Source organism: Halomonas sp. 707D4 (genome assembly GCF_024158685.1).
Classification (GTDB): domain Bacteria; phylum Pseudomonadota; class Gammaproteobacteria; order Pseudomonadales; family Halomonadaceae; genus Vreelandella.
Genome location: NZ_JAMZBD010000352.1, coordinates 1 through 3,312, shown reverse-complemented (window position 1 = coordinate 3,312; position 3,312 = coordinate 1). Strand labels below are relative to the sequence as shown.

Annotated in this window: 3 protein-coding genes and 1 pseudogene; 1 reads left to right on the top strand and 3 read right to left on the bottom strand. The window is 64.9% G+C overall.

Annotated features, from left to right (window positions below; translation table 11 throughout):
* The 3 genes and pseudogenes from BIS11_RS13460 to BIS11_RS13450 all read right to left on the bottom strand — a co-directional run.
* Positions 1-562: pseudogene (locus BIS11_RS13460) on the bottom strand (amino-acid N-acetyltransferase); the annotation flags it as partial.
* 145 nt (positions 563-707) lie between these two features.
* Positions 708-1,973, bottom strand: a complete 1,266-nt coding sequence (locus BIS11_RS13455) for an inorganic phosphate transporter (protein ID WP_253419860.1) — start codon at positions 1,971-1,973, stop codon at positions 708-710.
* 9 nt (positions 1,974-1,982) lie between these two features.
* A complete protein-coding gene (locus tag BIS11_RS13450; protein ID WP_253419863.1) occupies positions 1,983-2,663 on the bottom strand; it encodes a TIGR00153 family protein in 681 nt (226 codons plus the stop codon).
* Between the two features lie 136 nt (positions 2,664-2,799).
* On the opposite strand from BIS11_RS13450, the gene BIS11_RS13445 reads away from it, so the two are divergent.
* Positions 2,800-3,312: CYTH domain-containing protein (locus BIS11_RS13445; RefSeq protein ID WP_253586262.1), on the top strand; the 513-nt coding region annotated here is incomplete at its 3' end.

Here is a 3,312-nt window from a genome sequence, read left to right as displayed (position 1 = left end):
CGGCGTCGAGGTCGAACACCTCGCCGGTGCTGGAGAACCCGAGCGGCGGCAGCAATACCAGCGACCCCTGGGCCAGCAGCTCCTTGATGGCGGTGGCGCGCACCCGGCGCACCTCGCCGCTGTGATCGAAGTCCACCCCTTCGCGCACGCCCAACGGCTTGGCGGTCACCAGGTTGCCGGAGACCACGCTCAGCTCCACCCCGTGCAGGGGCGAGCTCGGTAGCCCGAGCGAGAGCCGCGCCTCGAGCCACAGCCGCTGGTGGGACGCCACCTGCTCGACGTGGGTCATGACGGAAGAATCCGCCACCCAGCGCCCGTCCACGCGCGCCGGCTCGACGCCGGCGGCATTCAGCGCCGCCTGCACCTGCGGGCGAATGCCGAAGGCCACCACCAGGCGCACGCCCAGGGTGTGCAGCAGCGCCAGGTCCTGGATCAGCTGCTCGCCGTGGCCGGAGGCCATGGCCTCGCCCTCGATCAGGATGACGAAGGTTCGCCCCCGGTGGGCGTTGATGTAGGGCGAGGCGTTGCGAAACCAGTCGACGAAGGGGAAGCGTGTATCCAAGAACCGCTCTCCGGCAGGAGTGAGTGGACGATGCGTGCGTAAGGAGCAAGCGCCTACTTTAGCAGAGCAAAAAAAGAGCGGCACCGTTTTGCGCATCTCGCCCGAAGGCGCAGCGCAACGGTGCCGCTCGCGGAGGCCGTGGCGTCTAGCCGAACATGCCCTTGAACATGAAGAAGAAGACGATGGAAAGCCCGGCGCCAGCCGGAAGCGTGATCAGCCAGGACATCACGATGGTGCCGATGACGCGAAGGTTCAGCGCCGCCATGCCCCGGGCCAGACCCACGCCCAGCACTGCCCCTACTAGGGTGTGGGTGGTCGAGATCGGAAGCCCGGTGCCGGAGGCCAGCACCACGGTGGTGGCCGCCGCCAGGGTGGCCGCAAACCCGCGACTGGGAGTGAGTTCGGTGATGCCGGTCCCTACCGTGGCAATGACCTTGTGGCCGTAGGTGACCAGACCGAACACGATACCGCCTCCCCCCAGGATCAACACCCACCAGGGAACGAGCGAGGCGCTGTCGATCATGCCCTGGCTTTGCACCACGCTGATGACGGCGGCCAGCGGCCCCACGGCGTTGGCCACATCGTTGGAGCCATGGGCGAAGGCCATGGCACAGGCAGTGAATACCATCAGCACGCCGAAGACGCGCTCGACGTTGGCGTAGCCGAAATGATCGCTTGCGTTCTTCTCGAACTTGATGCGCCGCTGCATGGTGACGCCCAGCGCGGTGATCACGAGACCCAGCACTATCGAGAGCGCGAAGCTCTGGCCAAACGTCAGGTTCAGCCCCACGTGGCTGAGCCCCTTGGTCAGCGTGACCATCGACACGATGAAACCGACCAGGAAGATGTATCCCGGCACGTAGCGCTTGGCGGCGGCGAAGGGATCCTCGTTTTCGAAGATCAAATGATGGACCGACTTGAACAGCACGAAGGAAATGACGCCCGCCAGCAGCGGGGACACGAGCCAGCTCGAGGCGATGGTGCCCACGCCTGCCCAGTTCACCGCGTCCATGCCCAGGCCCACGGCGCCGAAACCGACGATGGCGCCCACGACGGAGTGGGTAGTGGAGACCGGCCAGCCCCGCGCGGAGGCGATCAACAGCCAAAACCCCGCTGCCAGCAGCGCCGAGAGCATGCCGTACACCAGAAGCTCGGGGTGCGATGCCAGCAGCCCCGGGTCGAGAATGCCGCCGCGAATGGTCGCGGTGACCTCGCCGCCGGCAAGCCAGGCACCCAGGAACTCGAAGATGACCGCGATGATGATGGCCTGCTTGATGGTGATCGCCTTCGATCCCACCGAGGTACCCATGGCGTTGGCGACGTCGTTGGCACCCACCCCCCAGGCCATGAAGAAGCCGAAGACACAGGCCAGAATGATAAAGATGTCGCCATATTGGGCAATAATCTGCATGCGTTCCCCTTAGCGTGCGGTCAAGATCTGCAGTCGACTACCCACGCGTTCCGCGCGGTCGGATACCTCGCCCACCCACTCGATGATCTTGTAGAGAAAGATCACGTCGACCGGGGGCAGCACGCTTTCGAGCTCGAACAGCTGGCGACGAATCGCCACCTGCTGATCGTCCGCCTGGTGCTCCAGGGTGTGCAGTTCGCGAATCATGTTCTGCATCACGTCCGAGACGTTGCGCCCGAAACCGGACTCCAGAAGCTCCTTGAGCTCCTCCAGGGCCTGGCGCGCCTGGGCGACGCAGGCGACGCTGGTGAGCATGTAGTCGCGCATCGGCTCGGCGAGCTCGTCGGGCACGCGCATCTTGCGTCCCAGCATGATGCCGGTGATGTCGCGCACCTTGTTGGCGATCTTGTCCTGCACGCTGATCAAATCCAGAAGGTCCGAGCGCGACACCGGCAGGAACATGGTGTTGGGCAGATTGAGGCGCAGCTCGGTCTTGAGCGTATCGGCGTCGTGCTCGAGCTGGGTGACGCGTTCGCGAATCTCGGCGGCCTTGTCCCACTCGCCGGCCAGCGACGCCTCGAAGAACGGTAGCAGCTGGTCCGCGCACTCGTTGGCCTTGACGATATGGGCCAGAAGCGGCTGGAACGGCGAGCGTCCGAACATGGCGGAAAAAGGATTGGAGGTAGCCATGGTGCCTTTCATCCTGAGGGTGGTATGCCTGAAAATGGCGGCGCTAGTATAAAGAGTGCGCCTGCCGCCGTCATGAAAAGTTCACAATGTCATCGAAAATTAACCAAACGGTCATGTTTTAAAGGTGGTCAATGTCATGAAAAATGCAAACCCGCTCGAGATCGAGCTCAAGCTGGCCCTGCCCAAAGCCTGCCTCGATAGAGTGGAGCGCCATCCCATGCTGACGGAGGGCGCCGAGGCGCTGACACTCGCCAACACCTATTTCGACACGCCGGACGGCGCGCTTTCCCGGGCCGGGATCGCCCTGCGCCTGCGCCGCCAGGGCAATCACACCCTGCAGACCGTGAAGACCAAGGGCCAGGGCGGCGGCGGGCTCTCCGCGCGCCAGGAGTGGGAGTGGCCGGTGGACGGGACGCTCGATCTCGATGCCTTGGCCGCCCTGCCGCCTTTCGAAAGCGCCCTCGATGAGACACTGGGCAGGCTCGCCCCGGTACTCGCCACCGATTTCGTCCGCCGGCGCTGGCTCGTCGAGCACCAGGGCAGCACCATCGAGCTCGTGCTCGACCAGGGCGAGATTCGCGCGGGCGAGGCGCGCGCGACGATCCAGGAGCTCGAGCTCGAGCTCAAGGCGGGCGACGCCGCATCGCTC

Excerpts from the sequence above, each read along its gene's own strand:
- BIS11_RS13450 (WP_253419863.1), bottom strand. The coding sequence starts at position 2,663 with ATGGCTACCTCCAATCCTTTTTCCGCCATGTTCGGACGCTCGCCGTTC.
- BIS11_RS13455 (WP_253419860.1), bottom strand. The coding sequence starts at position 1,973 with ATGCAGATTATTGCCCAATATGGCGACATCTTTATCATTCTGGCCTGT.